Source organism: Pseudomonas sp. GW821-FHT01E05 (assembly GCF_059422425.1).
Genome location: NZ_JBWKWW010000019.1, coordinates 1 through 19,763, shown reverse-complemented (window position 1 = coordinate 19,763; position 19,763 = coordinate 1). Strand labels below are relative to the sequence as shown.

The window sequence follows — 19,763 nt, the reverse complement described above, 5'->3', positions numbered from 1 at the left end:
GAACGGTTATGTCCCAACACATTCGCGACAACCTCAAACGCCTGCTCGCGCCGCGCCATCTGGCGTTTGTCGGCGGCCGAAGCATGGCCCGTTCGCTCAAGCGCTGCGCTGAAGGCGGCTACCAGGGCCAGATGTGGCTGGTCAACCCGCAACACGACAGCCTTGAAGGCGTGCCGTGCGTGCGCAGCGTGGCAGAACTGCCGTGCGGCCCGGACGCGGTGTTCATTGCCACCAACCGCGAACTGACCTTGACCTGCGTCGCCGAGTTGGCGGTCAAAGGTGCAGGCGGAGCGATTTGCTACGCATCGGGTTTTGCCGAGACCGGCGCTGAAGGCCAGGCCTTGCAAGATCAGCTGCTCAAGGCCGCCGGCGACATGGCCTTGCTCGGCCCCAACTGCTATGGCTTGCTCGATTACCTGCACAGTTGCGCACTGTGGCCGGTTGCCCATGGCGGCAAGACGGTCGAGAAAGGCGTGGCGGTACTGACCCAGAGCGGTAATTTTGCCTACAACCTGTCCATGAGTGATCGCTCGTTGCCGGTGGCCTACATGGCTTCAGTCGGCAACCAGGCGCAATTGGGCATCGCCGAGCTGATGGATGTGTTGCTCGACGAGCCGCGCGTCACGGCAATCGGTTTGCATCTGGAAGGATTGAAAAACGTTCCAGGCTTTGCCCGCGCGGCGCACAAGGCGCTGGAGAAGGGCATTCCGATCATCGCGCTGAAAACCGGTGTGTCGCAGCTCGGTGCTGAATTGGCCCTCAGCCATACCAGTTCGCTGGCCGGTTCCGATGCACTGTACGACAGCCTGTTCGATCGCCTGGGGGTGATTCGCGTCAGTGGTCCGGTGAGTTTTGTCGAGACCCTGAAAGCCGCGGCTTGTGGCAATTTACCGGCTGGCAAGAGTCTGATCGCGCTGGCCTGTTCCGGTGGTGATGCCGGGCTGATCGCCGACTATGCCGAACGCAACGATTTGAGCCTGCCCACACTCGACGAAAGCCAGCGGCTCGAGCTGGATCAAGTGCTGCCCAGCTACGCCAACCTGGTCAATCCGCTGGATTTCACCACGGCGATCTGGGGCAACCGCGAAGCGCTGGACAAGATGCTTGATAGCGCCCTGCGCACCGAAGCCGACGCCGCCATGTTGGTGCTCGATTACCCTTCTGAGGCGACCGGCGAGCGCAAGGAATGTGATCTGCTGCTGGAACTGTATTGCGCGGCGTTGACCCGTCACGGCAAGACCGGTTTCGTCACTTCAGCCTTTCCCGAGCTGCTTGCGGCCAGCGCTCGCGAGCGTTTGCATGCCCATGGCGTGGCGGCGTTGCAAGGCGTGGAAGATGCTTTGGCGGCGTGGGGGCGGATTGCCGGTTATCAGCACAATCGTCAGGTATTGCTTGCGCGCGGAGAGTCGGCGTTGGTGCCGATTTGTCCACAGGCGCTGGAAGGTGAGGGGCAGTTGCTGGATGAATGGCAGTCCAAACAAGCCTTGCGCGCCTTTGGCCTGCCGACGCCGCAAGGCCTGCTGAGTACCCCAAGCGACGCGCTGACAGCGGCGAATTCGCTGGGTTATCCACTGGTGCTCAAGGCTGTCAGTGCCCAATTGCCGCACAAGACTGAAGCCGGTGCGGTGGCGCTGAACCTGCGCGATGCGCAGGCATTGAGCGACGCGCTGGAACAGATGCGCGCACGGATTGCCGACTACGCACCGGGGGTGCCGTTCGATCAAGTACTGCTGGAGCGCATGGCAACGCCGCCGTTGGCCGAATTGATCGTCGGTATCAAGCGTGAAACCCACTTCGGGTTGGCGCTGGTCATCGGTACTGGCGGGATTCTGGTGGAACTGCTCAAGGACAGCCGCAGCCTGCTGTTGCCGACCTCCGACGGCGCCATTCGCGCTGCGTTGTCGAGCCTGCGCAGCGCACCATTGCTGCAAGGTTTTCGCGGTCGTGAAGCGGCGGATCTGGATGCGTTGGTCGCAGCGATCCGTGCTGTGGCGGACTACGCCTGTGAAAACGCGGGGCAGTTGCTCGAACTCGATGTGAACCCATTATTGGTCGGTGCCCAAGGCACGACTGCGGTCGATGCGTTGATTCGCTTCGGTCAAGCGTGAGGATATGAACATGCAAAGCAAAACCTTGACCGGCGGCCAGACTCTGGTGCGCCTGCTGGCCAACTACGGCGTCGACACGGTGTTCGGCATTCCCGGCGTGCATACGCTGGAGCTGTATCGCGGCTTGCCCGGCAGCGGCATTCGTCATGTGCTGACCCGTCATGAGCAAGGGGCCGGTTTCATGGCCGACGGCTATGCGCGTGTCAGCGGCAAACCGGGCGTGTGCTTCATCATTACCGGTCCCGGTGTGACCAATGCCGCGACCGCTATCGGTCAGGCTTACGCCGACTCGATCCCGATGCTGGTGATTTCCAGCGTCAACCATACGGCCAGTCTTGGCAAAGGTTGGGGCTGCCTGCACGAAACCCAGGATCAGCGCGCCATGACGGCGCCGATCACGGCGTTTTCGGCGGTCGCCTTGAGTGCCGAGGATTTGCCCGAACTGATCGCCCGCGCTTATGCGGTATTCGACAGCGAGCGGCCGCGCCCGGTGCATATTTCGGTGCCACTGGATGTGCTGGCCGCGCCGGTGACGCGTGACTGGAGCCATGAAGTGGTGCGCCGTCCAGGGCGCGGCGTACCGGCTGCCGAGGTGCTGGATCAGGCTGTGGCGAAACTGCAAGCGGCGCGCCGCCCGATGATCATCGCCGGTGGCGGTGCGCTGAATGCAGCACAAACGCTTGAGGCATTGAGCACGCGGCTGGCGGCGCCGTTTTTCAGCAGCGTCGCAGGGAAAGGTTTGTTAGCGCCGAATGCGCCACTGAATGCCGGCTCCACCTTGTGCGTGGAACCTGGCTGGAAGCTGATCGCCGAAGCTGATGTGGTGCTCGCGGTCGGTACCGAAATGGCCGACACCGATTATTGGCGCGAGCGTTTGCCGCTGAATGCCGAGCTGTTACGGGTGGATATCGACTCGCGCAAGTTCAACGATTTTTACCCGTGCGCGGTGGCCTTGCAGGGCGATGCTCAAGAAACCGTGGCCGCCTTGCTGGCGCGTCTGTCCGAGCCCGCACGCGACGCCAGCGCCGCCATCCAAGCGGTCGACATGTTGCGTAAGGCGGTCAAGGCCGGGCACGGAGCCTTGCAGTCGATCCATCAGGCGATCCTCGACCGGGTCTCGGCCGAATTGCCGGACAACGCGTTTATCAGCAGCGACATGACCCAACTGGCCTACACCGGCAATTACGCCTTCAGTAGCAATGCGCCGCGCAGCTGGCTGCACCCAACCGGCTACGGCACTTTGGGTTACGGCTTGCCGGCGGGTATCGGGGCCAAGTTCGGTGCGCCGAACCGACCTGGCCTGGTGTTGGTCGGCGACGGCGGTTTTCTCTACACCGCGCAAGAGCTGGCAACCGCCGTGGAAGAGCTGGACAGCCCGCTGGTGGTGCTGCTGTGGAACAACGATGCCTTGGGGCAGATCCGCGACGACATGATCGGGCTGGATATCGAGCCTGTTGGCGTGCTGCCGCGTAACCCGGATTTCGCCGCGCTGGGCCGTGCCTTCGGATGCACCGTGACGCAACCGCAGAACCTGGATCAATTGCAAGCCGAACTGCGTGCCGGTTTCAACCGAAACGGTGTGACGCTCATCGAACTCAAGCACGCCAGTGCTCTGGTCGGTTAAAAACATACACAGGGAATACATCACCATGCGCTTTTCCGATCTGACCCAACGTATCGCCGGTGACGGCGCGGCTGCCTGGGAAATTCATTACCGTGCCCTGGCGCTTCAGGAACAGGGCAAAGACATTTTGCTGCTATCGGTGGGCGACCCGGATTTCGATACGCCGGTGCCGATCGTACAAGCGGCCATCGACAGCCTGCTGGCGGGCAATACCCATTACGCCGAGGTGCGCGGCAAGCGTGCCTTGCGAGAAAGCATCGCCAAACGCCATCGGCAACGCAGCGGCCAACAGGTCGATGCCGATCAGGTCGTTGTGCTGGCCGGTGCGCAGTGTGCGTTGTTCAGCGTCGCGCAATGCGTGCTCAATCCCGGCGATGAAGTGATCGTCGCCGAGCCGATGTACGTCACCTATGAAGCGGTCTTCGGTGCCTGCGGCGCGGTGGTGATTCCGGTACCGGTGCGCTCCGAGAACGGCTTTCGCGTGTTGCCCGAAGACGTCGCCGCGCGCATTACGCCGCGTACTCGGGCGTTGGCGCTCAACAGTCCACACAACCCGTCTGGCGCCAGTTTGCCGCGCAAAACCTGGCAGGCGCTGGCCGAGCTGTGCATCGCTCATGATCTGTGGCTGATTTCCGATGAGGTCTACAGCGAGTTGCTGTTCGAGGGCGAACACATCAGCCCGGCCAGTTTGCCGGGCATGGCCGAGCGCACCGCAACCCTCAACAGTCTGTCGAAATCCCACGCCATGACCGGTTGGCGCGTCGGTTGGGTGGTCGCGCCGCCGTCACTCGCCGGGCATCTGGAAAACCTCGCGTTGTGCATGCTCTACGGCTCCCCGGATTTTATTCAGGACGCCGCGGTGGTTGCGCTGGAAACCCAACTGCCGGAGCTGGAAGCCATGCGCCTGGCTTATCGCCAGCGCCGGGATCTGGTCTGCGAATGCCTGGCGGACTGCCCCGGCGTTCGCGCATTGAAACCCGATGGCGGCATGTTTGTGATGGTCGATATCCGCGAAACCGGGCTCAGCGCTCAGGCGTTCGCCGACCGCCTGCTGGATCGGCACGGTGTCTCGGTACTGGCCGGTGAAGCGTTCGGGCCCAGCGCCGCCGGGCATATTCGCCTGGGGCTGGTGCTGGACACCGGGCCATTGCGTGATGCTTGCAGGCGGATCGCTCGCTGTGCCAATGAATTGATGGAGATACTGGTTGATGCGTGAATACACGGCTCTTTTTATTGACGGCGCCTGGCAGACGCCTTCTGGTCAGGGCATGGCCGAGGTGATCAACCCGGCCACCGAACAGGTCGCAGGCGTGGTGCCATTGGGTGACGAGCGTGATGTCGAACGCGCCGTGGCTGCGGCACGGAAGGCCTTCGGTCCGTGGTCGCGGACCTCGTCCAGCGTGCGTGCAGCCTATATCCGCGGATTGGCCGATCAGCTGCGAGCGCGGGCAGACGAGATGGCGGATGTGATTACCGCCGAACTGGGCATGCCGGTGCAGTGGTGCCGCTCGGTGCAAGTCGACGGGCCGATTGCCGGACTTGAGCAGTACATCGAAATCGCCGGGTTGATGGATGAGGTGCGCGAGGTCGGTAACTCATTGGTGATCCGCGAGCCGGTCGGCGTCTGCGCCTTCATCAATCCGTGGAATTACCCGCTGCATCAGTTGATCGGCAAACTCGCGCCGGCGCTGGCGGCCGGTTGCACGGTGGTGGTCAAACCGAGTCAGGAAACCCCGCTGCACGCCTTCTTGCTGGCCGAAATGATCGAGGCCATCGGCCTGCCGGCCGGAGTATTCAACCTGGTCAGCGGGCCGGGTTCGAAGGTCGGTGAGGCCTTGGCCAGGCATCCGGACGTGGACATGGTCTCGTTCACTGGCTCTACCGGCGCCGGCGTACGCGTGGCGCAGGCGGCGGCGCCTTCGGTCAAGCGGGTATGCCTGGAACTGGGCGGCAAGTCACCGTTGCTGATCGGCGAAGATGCCGATCTGGCAGCCGCGGTGCGCTACGGCGTGCAGGACGTGATGATCAACTCCGGGCAGACCTGCACCGCCTTGACCCGTATGCTGCTGCCCGCCAGCCGCTACGCCGAGGCGCTGGAACTGGCCCTTGCCGAGACACTAAGCCTGCGCATGGGCGATCCGCTCGACCGGCAGAGCTTCCTGGGACCGATGTGCTCGGCGGCGCAGCGACGTACCGTGCGCGACTACATTCGAATCGGTCAGCAAGAGGGCGCGCGCCTGCTGTGTGGTGGCGAAACGGCCGAGGAGTTCGAGCGCGGTTTTTACGTCAAGCCAACGCTGTTTGCTGATGTCGACAACCGGATGCGCATCGCTCAGGAAGAAATCTTCGGCCCGGTGCTGTGCCTGATTCCCTATACGGACGAAGCACACGCGATACAAATGGCCAACGACTCGCCGTTCGGTCTGTCCAGCGGTGTATGGGCTGGCAGCACTGAGCGTGCACTCGGGTTGGGGCGGCAAATGCGCGCCGGGCAGTGCTTTATCAACGGCGGGGCGTTCAACTATCAGGCGCCGTTTGGTGGCTACAAACAGTCGGGCAACGGTCGCGAATGGGGTGAAGAAGGGTTGGCCGAGTTTGTTGAAGTGAAGGCGATGCAAGTGTGATTTCGCCATGACCGTTGCCCAGCCTTCGCCTTCCAGGTTTGAAAACGTCCAAGGAACTCCTATGAATGTATTGATCGTCCACGCCCATCCGGAGCCCAACTCCTTTACTGCCGCCTTGCGCGAACAGGCGGTAGAAACCCTGAAAGCCCAGGGGCATCAGGTGCAGGTCAGTGATTTGTATGCCATGAACTGGAACCCGGTGGCCAGCGCTGATGACTTCTCCTCGCGGGAGAATCCGGACTATCTGGTCTATGCGCTGGAGCAGCGTCTGGGGGTCAAAAGCCAGTCACTGGCGGCGGATATCCAGCAGGAACTGGACAAGCTGCTGTGGGCCGATCTGCTGATTCTGAACTTCCCGATTTTCTGGTTCTCGGCGCCAGCGATGCTTAAAGGCTGGATCGACCGGGTATTGGTTTCCGGCGTCTGCTATGGCGGCAAACGTTTCTACGATCAGGGCGGGCTCAGTGGCAAGAAGGCACTGGTGACGGTGACGCTGGGCGGCCGTGAGCACATGTTCGGCGACGGTGCGATTCATGGCCCGCTGCAAGACATGTTGCGACCGATCCTGCGTGGCACGTTGGCCTACGTCGGGTTCGATGTGCTGGAGCCGTTCGTGGCCTGGCATGTGCCGTACATCAGCGACGACGCGCGCAAGGAATTCCTGCATAGCTATCAGCAGCGCCTGGAAAACATCGCCCAGGACCAACCTATCGAGTTCCCGCGCTTGTCGCAGTTCGATGAGGCGCTTTATCCGTTGGTCGAGAAAGCTTGAGCGGGTAATCAGGACGAAGAAATTGCTGCGACCCCCGGGTTTTCAGCGAACTTCTGAGTGGTAAGCTGGCATCCGCGCCAGGAAAAGCGAGCAACCCATTGAGCACGAAAATCATCACGAAGGAAGGACATGAGGCCCTTAAAAAGGAGCTGGATTACCTTTGGCGAGAGAAGCGTCCCGACACCACCCGGAAAGTCACGTGGGCGGCTTCCTTGGGCGATAGAAGCGAGAACGCAGACTACCAATACAACAAGAAGCTGCTGAGGGAGATAGACCGCCGCGTCCGTTACATCCGCAAGCGCCTGGAAGATATGCGGGTGGTGGAGTATTCACCTGAACAGGAGGGGCGCGTTTTCTTCGGCGCCTGGGTCGAGATTGAAAATGAAAAGGGTGAAACCAAGCGTTTTCGAATAGTCGGCTACGACGAGATTTATGAACGCATGGATTACATCTCCATCGATTCGCCCATGGCCCGTGCGTTGCTGAAGAAGGAAGTCGGAGACGACGTTGTCGTTCCTACACCCCATGGAGACATGGAGTGGTGGGTGAACAAAATCGAATACGTGAAATAGGTTGTCGCACGGGCCGCAGCTCAGGAGCGCGGCCCGAGCCAGTCAACCCTCGCGCAGGACCGTCAGGGGGCTGGTGTTCAGGGCCCGCCGGGTACCGAACACCCCGGCACCACCCACCAGTAGCGCGCCGATTACCGGCAACAGCAGCAGCCACGGATGCGGGTGCCAGGCCAGATCGAAGGTGTAGCGGTACAGCACCAGGCTCACCAACTCCGACCCCAATGCTGCCAGCATGCCGCTGACCGCACCCAGCAGACCGAACTCGATACGCCGCGCCTTGACCAGCAGTTGTCGCTCCGCGCCGAGGGCCCGCAGCAGTGCGCCTTGACGAATGCGTTCGTCGAGGGTCGCCTGCAAACCGGAAAACAGCACCGCCATCCCCGCGGCGAGAACAAACAACAGCACATACTCCACCGCCAGCGTGACCTGGGCGAGGATGCTGCGCAGCTGCGCGAGCAAGGCTTCGACCTGAAGAATGGTCACCGCCGGGAAGGCGCGCGCGAGATCGATGATCTGCTGATCATGACCGGCAGCCAGATAAAAGCTGGTCAGGTAGGTAGCAGGCAGATCCTTCAAGGTTCCCGGCTGGAAGATCATGAAGAAATTTGGCTGAAAGTTATCCCAGTTGATCGTACGCAGGCTGGTGACCTGAGCTTCGCGATTGACCCCACCCACGGTGAAGATCAGATGATCGCCGAGCTTGAGTTTCAGGCTTTCGGCCACTTTGGCCTCGACCGAAACACCCGGTACATCACCGGAAGGCTGTTGCGACCACCACGAGCCCTGCGTGAGGATGTTGCCCGTTGGCAAATTGGCAGCCCAGGTCAGGCTCAGATCGCGCTGGATGGCCCGATCACCTTCGGTATCCTTGCTGACGATTTCCCGCGCCGGTTCGCCATTGATGCTGATCAGCCGACCGGGTACTACCGGATACAACGGTGCCGATTGTGCAGATAGCTCAATCAACCGATTGGTGAAGGCGTCTTTATCGGCAGGCAGGATATTCAGCGCGAAATAGTTGGGAGCGTCTTTGGGCAGCTGATTCTGCCAGGTGTCCAGCAACTCGCCGCGCAGCAGTGCGATCAGCGCCATCGACAGCAGAATCAAACCGAATGCCAGCGATTGCCCTGCTGCCGCCAGCGGATGGCGCAGCAACTGACCCAATCCCAGGCGCCACGGCAGGGAAGCACGAGCCAGCAATCGACGCAGGCTTTGCAGCACCACCAGCAACAGGCCACCGAGCACCAGTGCGGCAATTACCCCGCCACCGAGCAGGGCGAAGGTCAGCACCAGGTCCAGGCTCAAACGCCACATGATCAGCGCAAGGGCCGCCAATGCCGTGCCATAGACCATCCAGGTGCTCGAGGGGATTGGCAGCAGGTCCCGGCGCAACACGCGCAGCGGTGGAACACGCCCCAGAGCGGCCAATGGCGGCAGAGCGAACCCGGCCAAGGCCACCAGCCCGGTGCCGATCCCGGCGATCGCCGGCAGCAGGCCACCGGGCGGTACATCGGTCGGTAGCAGGTCATGCAACAGATAGAACAAGCCCAGCTGTGCGAGCCAGCCGAGCAGGGCACCACCGAGGCTGGCCAGCAGGCCGAGTACGGCCAATTGCACGCTGAACAACTGCATGGTTTCCCGGCGAGACAAACCCAGGCAGCGCAGCAATGCGCTGGCATCGAATCGGCGTGTGGCGAAGCGAGTGGCGCTAAGCGCGACCGCCACCCCGGAAAGTAACACTGCCACCAGGCTGGCCATGTTCAAGTAGCGTTCGGCCTTGCCCAAGGCGCCACCGATCTGCCGGTTGCCGTCGCGGGCATCCTGTAATCGCTGATTGGCGGCCAGGCCGGGCTTGATCAACTGTCGATAGCTTTCCAGGGCGGGCGCTGTGCCGCGCCAGAGTTCACGGTAGCTGACCCGGCTACCGGGTTGCACCACGCCAGTGGCCTCAAGGTCTGCCAGATTGATCAGTACCCTGGGCGTCAGGCTGTAGAAGTTGCCGGCGCGATCCGGCTCGTAGGTCAGCACCCGGGTCAGGCGCAGGTTTTTCATGCCGACATCGATGCTGTCGCCGATCTTCAGATCCAGCGCCGGCAACAGGCGGGCCTCGACCCAGGCTTCACCGGGTCTCGGGCCGCCCCCGGGTTCTTCCGGGGCGTAAGGGGCGACGGCGCTTTTAAGCTCGCCGCGCAACGGATAGGTGTTGTCGACGGCTTTGATACTGGAAAGCTGAATGCCGTTATCCGTGGCGATGACGCTGGAAAATTCAACCACCCGGGCATGTTCGAGGCCCAGTTCGATGCCGCTTTGAATCTGTTCGGGGCGCGCTGGCGAGCTCCCCTCGAGCAGCAAGTCGGCCCCCAGAAACTCGGTCGCGCGCAATAGCATGGCGCCATTCAGACGAGCGCCGAAATAGCCGATGGCGGTACTCGCCGCCACGGCGACCAGAATGGCGAAGAACAGCACCCGCAGCTCACCGGCACGGGCATCGCGCAGCAATTGGCGGATGGCAAGGCTGAACAGGCGCAATAGCGGCAAGTGTGCCATCAAGGCTCCAGTGGGGCGACCAGCAGGCCGGCTTCAAGGCGGATCAGGCGCCGGCAGCGATGTGCCAGGCGTTCATCGTGAGTCACCAGTACGAGGGTCGTGCCACTTTCTTTATTGAGTTCGAAGAGCAGGTCGCTGATGCGCTCGCCGGTGTGGCTGTCGAGGTTGCCGGTAGGTTCATCGGCGAACAGTACAGTGGGCTGCGCAGCAAACGCGCGGGCAATCGCGACCCGTTGCTGTTCGCCGCCGGAGAGCTGGCGTGGTGAGTGACTGAGTCGCTGACCCAGGCCAACCCGCTCAAGCAGTTCTCTGGCGCGCTCGCGGGCGTCCTTGCGGCCGTCCAGCTCCAGCGGCAGCATGACGTTTTCCAGAGCGTTGAGGCTGTCGAGCAACTGGAATGATTGAAAGACGAAACCGACATGCTCGGCCCTGATCCGTGCGCGTTGATCTTCGTCGAGGGTGCTCAGGGCTCGACCGGCGAGCACGACTTCACCGCTGCTGGGCAGGTCGAGACCGGCCAGCAGGCCGAGCAGGGTAGATTTACCGGAACCGGAGGCACCGACAATCGCCAGGCTATCGCCCGTGTTCAGTTCCAGGCTGAGTTCGTGCAGGATGGTCAGTTCACCTTCCGAGCTGGGAACCACTTTGCTAAGGTTGCGCGCTGTGAGAATGCTTGCGCCCATGGAGAGTCCGATGCGTGTGTGGTTTTTAAGTGCTGGCCTGGCCTTGATGTGCATGGCCCAGAGCGCAGCGGCGGGTACTGTCCTGATCGTTGGCGATAGTATCAGCGCGGCTTTCGGCCTGGATACCCGCCAGGGGTGGGTGTCCCTGCTCGAGCAACGGCTCAAGAGCGAAGGCTTCACCGATAAGGTAGTCAATGCATCCATCAGTGGCGATACCAGTGCCGGCGGCCAGGCGCGCCTGCCAGCGCTGCTTGTAGAGCATAAGCCTGAGTTGGTAATCCTTGAATTGGGCGGCAATGACGGCCTGCGCGGTCAGCCGCCCGCTCAATTGCAACAAAATCTTGCATCGATGATCGACAGCTCCCGTGCCAGCGGTGCCAAGGTGCTCTTGCTGGGCATGCAGTTGCCACCCAACTACGGTGCGCGTTACACCAAGGCCTTTGCCGAGGTTTACAGCAACCTCGCCGAGGAGAAAAAAATCCCGCTGGTACCGTTTTTTCTCGAAGGGGTGGGCGGGATTCCCGAGCTGATGCAGGCGGATGGCATACATCCCGCGGCAGTGGCCCAGGGCAAGTTGCTGGAAAATGTCTGGCCGACGCTAAAACCGCTGCTTTGACACTTTTCTACTGGCAGTCTTTCGGCTAATGTGGCGCCCCGATTTGGAGCCCCCGATGCCGCGTCCCGCCTGGTCCCTGTTTGCCTATCAACTGATCGAGCCTGATGAACAGCTGGATCTGTTCGCCTGCCAGGAAGTCCGGGTGCATCTGGTGACGCGTCAATTGGAGTTGGGCGGCTCGGCCGACCGTACGCTGTGCGGCACCTTGTTGCCGGCTCAGCCGCGCTGGTCGAGCGTCGACCGGACGATCTTCCAGGACCAGCGCCTGTGTTCGCTATGTCGGGCAATCCTCGAATCACAGAAACGCGGGACGTCGCCGATCTGGCCGGAGTTGCGCTTCGAGCTGTAAGAGGCGAAAAGATCGGCGGCCCGAACCTTGCGGTAGCTCCTGCACCAATTGTGTGCAACCTGGAGCTCGTCGCCCCGCCTCCCGAAGGTGGGGGCGGCGGTGTACAATCCCTCCCTTACCCGTTGATCATGCGAAGGATTTTCCGGATGTTGCCGCGTTTTCCTGCCGTCACCCGTTACCTGTCTCTTGCCGCCCTGTGTGTGGCGGGGCCCGTTGCAGCATTGGAGCTGCCTTTACCACCGCCGGGCGAAGATGTCGTCGGTCAGGTGCAAGTGGTCAAGGCCAAGTATGAAGATACCTTTGCCGATCTGGGCACGACCTACGACCTGGGCTATCTGGAGATGGTTGCGGCCAACCCGGGTGTCGATCCATGGTTGCCGGGTGCGGGCACTGAGGTCGTGCTGCCCACGCGCTTCATTCTGCCGCCGGGCCCGCGTGAAGGCATCGTGATCAACCTGGCTGAATATCGCATGTACTACTACCCCAAAGGCCGGAATGTGGTTTACACCTTCCCGCTGGGTATCGGTCGTGAAGGCTGGGGCTCGCCGATCGCCCACACCAGTATTATCGCGAAGACTCCGAATCCGACCTGGACTCCTCCCGCTTCGATCAAGGCCGAGCACGCTGCTGATGGCGACCCGTTGCCGAATGTGGTGCCAGCAGGCCCGGATAACCCGCTGGGGCCGTTCAAGTTCACTCTGGGGACTCCGGGTTACCTGATCCACGGTTCGAACAAGAAATTCGGCATTGGCATGCGTACCAGCCATGGCTGCTTCCGGATGTACAACAACAACGTCCTGGAAATGGCCGGCATGGTGCCGGTGGGTACGTCGGTACGCATACTCAACGATCCGTACAAGTTCGGTATCAGTGGCGGCAAGGTCTATCTTGAAGCGCATACGCCACTGGATGACAAAGGCAATCCGTCAGTAGTCGACAAGCACACCGCGGTGATCAACGCCTTGCTCAAGCGTCAGGACCTGGCCAATAACCTGCGCATGAACTGGGATGTGGTGCGCGACGTGGTAGCCGCTGAAGATGGCATGCCGGTAGAAATCGCAGTACCGAACAATGCGCCGCTGGTGTCCAGTATACCGATCGATCTGCAACAGTAATCGCTCTAAAAAAACCGCCGAGGCTTCACAGCTTCGGCGGTTTTTTATTGCCGTCAGAAAATCCGGGCAATAAAAAAGCCGATCCAAGAATGGATCGGCTTGATAACAATCCCGAGGGATTATTACTTGCGGCTAGCTTTGTCCAGCATGCGCAGAGCACGCTCGTTAGCTTCGTCAGCAGTCTGTTGTGCTTTTTGAGCAGCAGCCAGAGCTTCATCAGCTTTACGATACGCTTCGTCTGCACGAGCTTGGGAGCGAGCAGCTGCGTCTTCAGTAGCGGTCAGACGTGCTTCGGTTTCTTTGGATACGCTGCTGCAACCGGTAGCCAGAACTGCGGCCAGAGCCAGAGCAGAGAATTTCAGAACGTTGTTCATCGGGTTCCCCTTCAAGGACTTTCTATTAAATAGCCATCTCTTCAGAGTGAGGAAATAGCCGGCGTACATACTACCCATTACTTGTAGTAAGTAAACTGACGTAGCGCAAGAAGCAAAAAATATTCTAGGCCTTGAATATTTTTCGAGCAACTATTCATCAGTCTGTATAAAAAGTATGCAGCTGTGAGGCCCGTGCTGGGCGAGCTGCTTCATAGTGGATCATGAGTGCTCGCTACCGCCTGGGGCTGTTTTGGAGTGTGGGTGAAAGTCGGTCTATATTGATCGGTCTACACTTGTGTTCAGAAATTGCGGAGCGGCTCACGTATCTTTGTCCATGTTGAGGTGACTTTAAGACAGGGCGCTCGTCATAAAGTCTCAATATCCGGCAATGCACAGGCTATCGACCAGGGGGTGTTCGGTCGGGCCACCTCTACGTGATACAGAGCCGCGCCAGCGGGAGCTACACGATGACGAGCGCGCCTTGAGCATTTACGATAATGGCGCCTACTATTTGAAACGTGCTCGGCTGTGCGGGATCGGTAAGCTCTTCTCGGTGTCCAGACAGGCACGGGGTGGCGTAGTAGATGTTTCTTCGCCGGAAAAACATCGGTAAGGTAGTGGTCAGAATCCAAGACCCGCGAGGAGTAGTGATGAGCGAGGCGTTGTCCATCCACCATGACCAGGCTGGTCATCAGTTCGAGACCAATGTGGACGGTCATCGTGCCTACCTGACCTATATGGACCTGGGTAAGCAAACCCTGGACATCTATCGGACGTTCGTGCCCAACGCACTGCGTGGCCGCGGTATAGCTGCCGCGCTGACCGAGCAGGCGCTCGAGTACGCTGACCGCATGGGCTACACGGTCATTCCGTCGTGCTCCTATGTGGAGCGCTACATGGAGCGTCACCAACGGCACGCCGCGAAACTCTGATCAGGTACAGCGATAAAACCCGGTTATTGCCCTGCAATGCTGCTTGTTCAAGCGGTGCAGCTTGCGATCCACTGGATGCCGGGTCTTTGACCTCTTAAACGCCCCGGACCTTACTGGTCCGGGGCGTTTTGCTGTGGAAAACCTTCTTCGCTGGCGCGTGACTATCCCATCTGTCTGGATGTCGGTGACGATGCACTGGCCATGTCAGCCAAGGGGCGGGTGTTGTGTTTCAAATGGTTAGGGCGGGCGATTTCAAGGCCTTATCGTCCCTTGCCAGCAGCGTGCCTGTGCTTAACTGTTTTCAGAAAAAACAGTCAGGGATCGTCTATTCATGGATTTGAAAATTGATCGGCAGGCGCTCGTGCCGGTTGTGCAGCAAATCGTCAACGCATTGGCTGCGTGGATCTATCAGGGCAACGTGCAATCCGGTACGCGTCTGCCTCCTGTCAGGCAATTGGCCCGGGACAATCTGCTCAGCCAGTCCAGCGTCATCGAAGCCTATGAGCGGATGGTTGCTCAGGGGTTGCTGGTATCACGGCAGGGTTCCGGGTTCTTCGTCGGCGAACAGGTGTCTGCGCTCCAGCCCCGGAATAAAGCTCAGTGGTATGAAAATGTCGAGGCGGGGTGGAGTCGCTTCACCGGCAGCCCTTCGGGTGAGTTGAGGTTGGGGTGCGGGTGGTTGCCTGAAAGCTGGCGAGAAAGCGATGACCTCAGTTACGCGATTCGCCAGCTCATTCGCACCGACATGAGCGCGTTATTCAACTACAGCACGCCGTTGGGTTTGCCTCTCTTGCGCCAGCAACTGCAAAAGCATCTGAAGCGGATCAACATCTGTGTGGATGAGGAGCAAATCCTGACCACCCATGGCGCCAGTCATGCCCTCGATCTGGTGGTGCGCACACTGCTCAAACCGGGCGATTGTGTGGTGATCGAACCCCCGGGCTTCTCCAATCTCCATCGTTTGCTGAGGCTTCATGGGATTACGCTGCTTGAGGTTCCCAGAGCGCGTAGCGGGCCGGACCTCGATGAGCTCGACAGCGTGCTGGAGAAACATAAACCTCGCGCTTTGTTTATCAATAGTCTGTACCACAACCCGACCGGCAGCAGCCTGACTTCATTGGTGGCGCAGCGATTGCTGCAATTGGCGACCCACCATGACTTCTTCATTGTCGAAGACGACGTCTATGCCGATTTCCAGAATGGCGCTTGCACGCGCCTGGCGGCTCTGGATGCCAATGAGCGGGTCATTTACATCGCCAGTTTCTCGAAAACCCTCAGCAGCTCGCTACGGCTCGGCTATATCAGCGCCAGCGTTACCATCATCGCCAGGCTGGCCGAGGTGAAGATGATTACCAGCCTCGGAGCTTCGCGATTTTGTGAGGCGGTGGTGGCCAGCCTGTTGGCCACCGGTGCCTATCGCAAGATGGCGCAACGCCTGCGTCAGCGTTTGAACAAAGACAGGCTTGTCACTCTGCAAGCGCTGGAGGACGCCGAATGGGAAGTGTTCAGCAGACCCGCCAGTGGCATGTTCATTTGGGCTCGGCCCGGGTTGTCCGACTATGCTCGGGTGCGCGAACAGGCTGGCAAACTTGGTGTAGTGCTTTGTCCTGGCGGTGGGTTCAATCCAGACGGTGCTCCAGGCAAATGGCTGCGTATCAATGTGGCCTACGCCAACGACCCGCGGGCCTTGGCATTTTTCCGCGCCACGACTCTGTCGGATCGACCTCTACCATCCTGAAAACGACCTTGGCGTAGCTTTTTGCCATTATTCAGACGCCGGAGACTTGTGCTCAAGGGCAGCCCATTGCGAATCTGCACAAACAGAAAATGGCCTTTATGCCATTCGGTGTTGGAAGGGGACTACGCGCAATGATTACGGCCGCTCAAGGACGTTTTGCCAACCTTGGTATGGCGAAAAAACTGGGTATCGGGTTTTTTCTGGTATTGCTTCTGACGGCTTTGGTGGCAGCCATAGGCGTGTGGTCCCTACAGGTGATCAGTCATCGCTTCGATGGTCTCAAACAAATGTCATCGCTCAACAGTGGCCTGCTTAAAGTGCGCTTGCTGGAGCAGAACTATGCGCTGCATGGCGACTCGAAAACCGCCGATGCCTTGCATGAGGGTGTTGACGGTCTGATCGCGCTGGCGACGCAACTCAAGGCGCAGTCGGCGGCCAACGTCCCGGTGATGAACGATGTCGAACAGGCGCTTGGGGCTTATCGCAAAGCCTTCGATGAGTTCGTCGAGCTGACCCAGGCCAAGGATCTCGCGCTGGAAATGGCCAGTTGGTCGGTTTCCAGTGTCGCCAATAACCTCGATGTACTTCAGGCCGGTCTTGCCGATGATGGTGCCTACACACTGAAGCAATCCCAGGGCAAGGAGGGTGCAGAGTTTATCGCGCAAGCCAATCAGGTCAGTCAGGTATCCAGACTGATGCTGCAGGCGATGAACGAAGCTCGCATGCGTCTGGATCAGAGCCGCAAGGGCGAAGATGAGAGTGGGGAGCAAGGCAAGATCGAGCAGGCTGATCAGGCGCTGACCCAGGCCGAGCAGCTCAAGGCAACGGTCAAGGATGCGGGGTATCAGACAGTCCTCAACGAAGTGGCCGGGCATATTGCCAGCTTCAGCGAAAAGCTTACCGAATACACCGGTTTGCTGGTGCAGGAGAAAAAGGTCTACCAGCAACTGCATGAGCGTGCCGCGCAAGTGGTCGAGCGGGTCGATCAGGCCTATGCAGCCGAAGATCAGTCGATGCAGGTGGAGCTTAAAAAGAACTCGGTGCTGATCATCGGCTCCTCGGCATTGGCGCTGCTGGTCGGGTTGATTGCCGCGTGGGTGATTACCCGTCTGATCGTTGCGCCGCTGCGTAGCGTGATTCATGTCGCTCAACAAATAGCGGCGGGGGATCTCAGTGCGACGGTGGAGGTCACGCGTCGTGACGAAATTGGCCAGTTGATGCTCGCGATGCAGCAGATGGGTGCCGGGCTAAGCAATATCGTCAGTGGATTGCAGGCGGGTATCGAGCAGTTGGCGAGTTCGGCTCATTCGCTGTCGGCGGTGACCGAACAGACCAATCTCGAAGTCAGCAGCCAAAAAGAAGAGACCGAGCAGGTCGCTACGGCGATGAACCAGATGACTGCCACTGTGCATGACGTGGCGCGCAACGCCGAAGAAGCAGCTCAGGCTGCACAGAAGGCCGACGACAAAGTTGAAAGCGGTCAGCAGGTTGTCCGTCAGAGCATGCAGCGTATAGAGCAGCTCGCGGACTCCGCCACCTCGGCCAGCACCAGCATTGAAAGTCTCAGTGCGCAAATACAAAACATCGGTACGGTGCTTGGTGTCATCAAAAGCGTGGCCGAGCAAACCAACCTGTTGGCGCTCAACGCAGCTATCGAAGCGGCACGCGCGGGAGAACAGGGCAGAGGCTTTGCGGTGGTTGCCGACGAGGTGCGGGCTTTGGCCAAACGAACCCAGCAATCCACGGAGGAAATCGAACGACTGGTGAGCGCTTTGCGTTCAGCCGCGCATTCGTCGGTGCAGCAAATTCAGAGCAGTGGCGAGCTGGTCAAACTGGCCGTCAGCGATGCGTTGCAGACCGAAAGCGCTCTGGGCAGCATTGCTGTTGCGGTGTCATTGATTCAGCAGATGAACCAGCAAATCGCCGCTGCGGCCGAACAGCAAAGTTCGGTGGCCGAAGAGATCAACCGCAGTGTCACCAGCATCCGCGCCAGTGCCGATCAATCGTCTTTGGCAATGCAGGGTAACGCCGCCTCCAGCATCGAACTGGCGCAGCTGGGGGCAGAGCTGAAGGGGATGGTTGGGCATTTCCGGTTGTAGCAGGAGCAGCCGGTCGACGCTCGATTGCTCGCGATGGACGTTAACGATAACGCGTGTTTTCTGAATAAACGCGTCGCCCTTGAGTCCATCGTCGGAACGCCGCCCGGACCAATCGAGCGTCGACCGGCTGCTTCTACAATGGAAGCATCTCTTAGTCGTAAATCGCTTTCTTCTTCCAGTCAGCGTCGGCTTCCACTGTCTTCAGGCCTTCGGTCAACTCGTTGACGTCACCTTCTACCGGCTCAATGTTGGTCAGTACCATCGAGTTGGCGCGCGCCAGGAGTTTTTCCAGGTACTTGAGCTGCTCGTTATAGACCACCGGATCCGGCTGCTTGCGCAGGTACTGCACGCCGCGTTCGAACGCCAGGCGCGCCTGACCAGGTTGATCCTGTTGTAGGGCATGCTGCCCCAGGTTGTTGAAGAACTCGATATGCAGCAACACCAGGATATGACGAACTTCTCTGATCCAGTGCTTGGCCTCATTGGCTGGCAGGAAACCGTCCTGTGCTGCCCGAGTAACCTGGCCGTGCAGCGCTTCTAGTAGAAAGCGCACATCCTTGGCTTTGGCTTCGGTCTGGATCGGTGCCGGCGGATTGTTGACCGGAATCGATTCGCCCTGGGCGACCATGGCGTTGAGTTCGGTTACCCGCGCCTTGGTAGATGTGTCGGATTTGTTCAGGTTCAACAGGCGCTGAGTGACATTGAGCTCCAGTCGGGTCAGCAGCAGCTTGAGTGCCGGTGTCATCAACTGGCCGGGGAAGGTCTCGGTGATTTCGCCGCAACGGCGCAGGCGGTCGTTGAGTTCGACCTTGGTGCGCGCCTTTTTCAGCTTATTGTTTTCCACCACATGGTTCATGTAGCCAATGGCGATCAGTATTACGATCCCGGCTACTACTAGCAGGGTGATCATGAGTGGTGTCACCGTTAAGACCTCTTTATAGGGTTTGCGTGCGAGTGTAGTGGCTTAGCATTTGAGCGCATAGGGCAGTGCGACGAGTTGAAACGCGCTGTCGCGCCGCTATTAACGGCAGTTGCTGGATGAATGCACATTGCCATCATTTGCTGCGTTGGACTATAACGTCTTGTCGGGTGCCAGAATATAGGCGCCAAAGCCTGGGCGGGGAAAAGGCTGAAACAGCCCCCAAAACCATGGCGAAGTCATTGATTTAAATAAATTTATATCTGGGGGTTGACGACCTCCCAATCCATCCATAGAATGCGCGCCACTTACAGCGTAAAGCACACAGCGAAACGCAGTAAGTAGTGAATGTTGTAGGTGTGTCCCCTTCGTCTAGTGGCCTAGGACACCGCCCTTTCACGGCGGTAACAGGGGTTCGAGTCCCCTAGGGGACGCCAATGCGGGAATAGCTCAGTTGGTAGAGCACGACCTTGCCAAGGTCGGGGTCGCGAGTTCGAGTCTCGTTTCCCGCTCCATTTTTAAGCAGCTTTGCTCTAGGGCAGGGCTGGTGAAACCAGAGCCAAGTCTTCGGATAAGGTTTTGGACACTGGAACATACACCATATGTTCCGGGCAGCGTCCCCTTCGTCTAGTGGCCTAGGACACCGCCCTTTCACGGCGGTAACAGGGGTTCGAGTCCCCTAGGGGACGCC

The 19,763-nt window shown here is 59.8% G+C and carries 15 protein-coding genes, 3 tRNA genes and 2 pseudogenes; 16 read left to right on the top strand and 4 right to left on the bottom strand.

Annotated elements, in window-relative coordinates:
* Nucleotides 1-8 precede the first annotated feature (8 nt).
* The 6 genes from AC07W5_RS28305 to greB all read left to right on the top strand — a co-directional run bounded on the left by AC07W5_RS28305 (nucleotide 9) and on the right by greB (nucleotide 7,700).
* Entirely contained in the window at nucleotides 9-2,108 is a 2,100-nt protein-coding gene (locus tag AC07W5_RS28305; RefSeq protein ID WP_495024746.1) for an acetate--CoA ligase family protein, read from the top strand.
* Between the two features lie 10 nt (nucleotides 2,109-2,118).
* On the top strand, nucleotides 2,119-3,732 hold the full coding sequence (locus AC07W5_RS28300; RefSeq protein WP_495024745.1) for a 5-guanidino-2-oxopentanoate decarboxylase: 1,614 nt from the start codon (nucleotides 2,119-2,121) through the stop codon (nucleotides 3,730-3,732).
* Nucleotides 3,733-3,757: 25 nt separating this feature from the next.
* Complete coding sequence (locus AC07W5_RS28295) at nucleotides 3,758-4,948, top strand: pyridoxal phosphate-dependent aminotransferase (RefSeq protein WP_495024744.1); 1,191 nt, start codon at nucleotides 3,758-3,760, stop codon at nucleotides 4,946-4,948.
* The gene (locus AC07W5_RS28290) at nucleotides 4,941-6,356 is read left to right on the top strand and encodes an aldehyde dehydrogenase family protein (protein WP_495024743.1); all 1,416 of its coding nucleotides are present in this window, start codon (nucleotides 4,941-4,943) and stop codon (nucleotides 6,354-6,356) included. Before AC07W5_RS28295 ends, AC07W5_RS28290 begins: the two co-directional genes overlap by 8 nt.
* Before the next feature lie 61 nt (nucleotides 6,357-6,417).
* Complete coding sequence (locus AC07W5_RS28285; RefSeq protein WP_494994035.1) at nucleotides 6,418-7,128, top strand: NAD(P)H-dependent oxidoreductase; 711 nt, start codon at nucleotides 6,418-6,420, stop codon at nucleotides 7,126-7,128.
* A gap of 98 nt (nucleotides 7,129-7,226) precedes the next feature.
* Nucleotides 7,227-7,700, top strand: a complete 474-nt coding sequence (greB, locus tag AC07W5_RS28280) for a transcription elongation factor GreB (protein ID WP_494994034.1) — start codon at nucleotides 7,227-7,229, stop codon at nucleotides 7,698-7,700.
* 42 nt (nucleotides 7,701-7,742) lie between these two features.
* On the opposite strand, the gene AC07W5_RS28275 is transcribed toward greB, so the two are convergent.
* Nucleotides 7,743-10,247: an ABC transporter permease gene (locus tag AC07W5_RS28275; RefSeq protein WP_495024742.1), complete on the bottom strand. Its 2,505-nt coding sequence runs from the start codon at nucleotides 10,245-10,247 to the stop codon at nucleotides 7,743-7,745.
* A complete protein-coding gene (locus tag AC07W5_RS28270) occupies nucleotides 10,247-10,930 on the bottom strand; it encodes an ABC transporter ATP-binding protein (protein ID WP_494994032.1) in 684 nt (227 codons plus the stop codon). Before AC07W5_RS28270 ends, AC07W5_RS28275 begins: the two co-directional genes overlap by 1 nt.
* 10 nt (nucleotides 10,931-10,940) lie before the next feature.
* Between AC07W5_RS28270 and AC07W5_RS28265 the strand changes: the two genes are divergently transcribed.
* The 3 genes from AC07W5_RS28265 (at nucleotide 10,941) to AC07W5_RS28255 (ending at nucleotide 13,010) form a co-directional block, all read left to right on the top strand.
* Nucleotides 10,941-11,546: an arylesterase gene (locus AC07W5_RS28265; RefSeq protein WP_494994031.1), complete on the top strand. Its 606-nt coding sequence runs from the start codon at nucleotides 10,941-10,943 to the stop codon at nucleotides 11,544-11,546.
* 55 nt (nucleotides 11,547-11,601) lie between these two features.
* The gene (locus AC07W5_RS28260; RefSeq protein WP_494994030.1) at nucleotides 11,602-11,895 is read left to right on the top strand and encodes a hypothetical protein; all 294 of its coding nucleotides are present in this window, start codon (nucleotides 11,602-11,604) and stop codon (nucleotides 11,893-11,895) included.
* A gap of 146 nt (nucleotides 11,896-12,041) precedes the next feature.
* Nucleotides 12,042-13,010 (top strand): L,D-transpeptidase family protein, encoded by a 969-nt coding sequence (locus AC07W5_RS28255; RefSeq protein WP_494994029.1) that lies wholly within the window; start codon nucleotides 12,042-12,044, stop codon nucleotides 13,008-13,010.
* A 122-nt stretch (nucleotides 13,011-13,132) separates the two neighbouring features.
* On the opposite strand, the gene oprI is transcribed toward AC07W5_RS28255, so the two are convergent.
* A complete protein-coding gene (gene oprI, locus AC07W5_RS28250) occupies nucleotides 13,133-13,384 on the bottom strand; it encodes an outer membrane lipoprotei OprI (RefSeq protein WP_002553018.1) in 252 nt (83 codons plus the stop codon).
* A 650-nt stretch (nucleotides 13,385-14,034) separates the two neighbouring features.
* Here oprI and AC07W5_RS28245 point away from each other — a divergent pair.
* The 4 genes and pseudogenes from AC07W5_RS28245 (at nucleotide 14,035) to AC07W5_RS28230 (ending at nucleotide 18,153) form a co-directional block, all read left to right on the top strand.
* Entirely contained in the window at nucleotides 14,035-14,316 is a 282-nt protein-coding gene (locus AC07W5_RS28245) for a GNAT family N-acetyltransferase (protein ID WP_007931380.1), read from the top strand.
* Nucleotides 14,317-14,647: 331 nt separating this feature from the next.
* A pseudogene (locus AC07W5_RS28240) lies at nucleotides 14,648-16,071 on the top strand (aminotransferase-like domain-containing protein).
* 72 nt (nucleotides 16,072-16,143) lie between these two features.
* Nucleotides 16,144-17,292 (top strand): annotated as a pseudogene (locus AC07W5_RS28235) (HAMP domain-containing protein); the annotation flags it as partial.
* Nucleotides 17,272-18,153, top strand: a complete 882-nt coding sequence (locus AC07W5_RS28230; protein ID WP_494994082.1) for a methyl-accepting chemotaxis protein — start codon at nucleotides 17,272-17,274, stop codon at nucleotides 18,151-18,153. The pseudogene AC07W5_RS28235 and the gene AC07W5_RS28230, both read left to right, overlap by 21 nt.
* 151 nt (nucleotides 18,154-18,304) lie before the next feature.
* Here AC07W5_RS28230 and AC07W5_RS28225 read toward each other — a convergent pair whose 3' ends face one another.
* A complete protein-coding gene (locus AC07W5_RS28225; protein ID WP_495024741.1) occupies nucleotides 18,305-19,075 on the bottom strand; it encodes a hypothetical protein in 771 nt (256 codons plus the stop codon).
* Nucleotides 19,076-19,433: 358 nt separating this feature from the next.
* Here AC07W5_RS28225 and AC07W5_RS28220 point away from each other — a divergent pair.
* From AC07W5_RS28220 to AC07W5_RS28210, 3 genes are all read left to right on the top strand, one after another.
* Nucleotides 19,434-19,509: transfer RNA gene (locus AC07W5_RS28220), tRNA-Glu, on the top strand.
* A 2-nt stretch (nucleotides 19,510-19,511) separates the two neighbouring features.
* Nucleotides 19,512-19,587: transfer RNA gene (locus AC07W5_RS28215), tRNA-Gly, on the top strand.
* 101 nt (nucleotides 19,588-19,688) lie between these two features.
* Nucleotides 19,689-19,761: transfer RNA gene (locus AC07W5_RS28210), tRNA-Glu, on the top strand.
* Nucleotides 19,762-19,763 lie beyond the last annotated feature (2 nt).